Source organism: Acidovorax cavernicola (genome assembly GCF_003581445.1).
On record NZ_QXMN01000218.1, the window covers coordinates 1 to 1364 of the forward strand.

Annotated in this window: 2 protein-coding genes; both read left to right on the forward strand. The window is 65.5% G+C overall.

All coding sequences use genetic code 11. The annotated features are described in order from the left end of the window. A partial coding sequence (locus tag D3H34_RS32665; RefSeq protein ID WP_119558866.1) for an efflux RND transporter periplasmic adaptor subunit occupies positions 1-807 on the forward strand: 807 nt, incomplete at its 5' end. Beyond that, positions 804-1364 (forward strand): efflux RND transporter permease subunit (locus D3H34_RS32670; RefSeq protein WP_147400596.1); only part of this gene is annotated, 561 nt, incomplete at its 3' end. The genes D3H34_RS32665 and D3H34_RS32670, both read left to right, overlap by 4 nt.

Below are 1364 nucleotides of genomic sequence, written 5' to 3' on the forward strand. Positions count from 1 at the left end.
GTGTGGGCCCACGCCGAGGTGCCCGAGAGCCAGGCCGCGCTGCTGCGCCCGGGCGCCAAGGTTCAGGCCAGAAGCCCGGCTGCGCCTGGCAGCATCTTCGACGGCAAGGTGCAGGCGATCCTGCCCGAGGTGAACCCGAGCACGCGCACGCTGAAGGCACGCCTGGAGCTTGCCAATCCTGGCAGCCGGCTGGTACCGGGGATGTTTGTGGCGATGAACTTCGTGGACATGCGCTCCGACAAGACGCTGCTCGTACCCACCGAGGCGGTGGTCCAGACAGGCAAACGCACGGTCGTGATCGTGGCAGAAGACAACGGACGCTTCCGTCCGGTGGATGTCGAGGCAGGCCTCGAGAGCAGTGGCCAGACCGAGATCAAGCGCGGCCTCTCGGCTGGCGAGCGCGTCGTCGTGTCGTCGCAGTTCCTGATCGACTCGGAGGCCAGCCTCAAGGGCGTCGAGGCCCGCTTGAACAGCGAGCCGGCCGCCGAAGCCGCACCTGTTCCTGCGGCTTCTTCCCCGATGGCCGCCAGTGCGCCACGGCATGCCGGTGAGGCCAAGGTTGTCGGTGTCGGCAAGGACACGTTGACCCTGTCACACGGCGCCATTCCCACGCTGAAGTGGGGTCCGATGACGATGGACTTCAAGTTGCCGCCCGACGGCGCGGCGCGCAACGTTCAGATCGGGAATCGCGTGAGCTTCGAGTTCTTTATGGGCGCAGACGATCTGCCGCAGCTCACTCGCGTCATGCCGATGGCGGCTGAGGCCAAGGCGACGGCACCCGCAACCACGCCGGAAAGCAAGCCATGATCGCCAAGCTGATTCGCTGGTCCATCGCCAACCGCTTCCTCGTGCTGCTGGCCACCTTGGTGCTCAGCGCGTGGGGCGTCTATTCGGTGCTTCGGACCCCTTTGGATGCACTGCCCGACCTGTCGGACGTGCAGGTCATCATCCGCACCACCTATCCGGGCCAGGCGCCGCGCATCGTCGAGAACCAGGTCACATACCCATTGACGACAACGATGCTCTCCGTACCGGGCGCGAAAGCGGTGCGCGGCTACTCGTTTTTTGGCGACTCTTTTGTCTATGTGCTGTTCGAGGACGGCACCGACCAATACTGGGCGCGCTCCCGGGTCCTCGAATACCTGAACCAGGTGCAGTCGCGGCTGCCGGCCCAGGCCAAGGCATCGCTCGGTCCGGACGCTTCCGGCGTGGGCTGGATCTACGAGTACGCGCTGATCGACCGCAGCGGCAAGATGGACATCTCGCAACTGCGCGCCTTGCAAGACTGGTTCCTCAAGTACGAACTCAAGACCGTGCCCGACGTGGCCGAGGTTGCCTCGGTGGGCGGCATGGTGCGCCAGTAC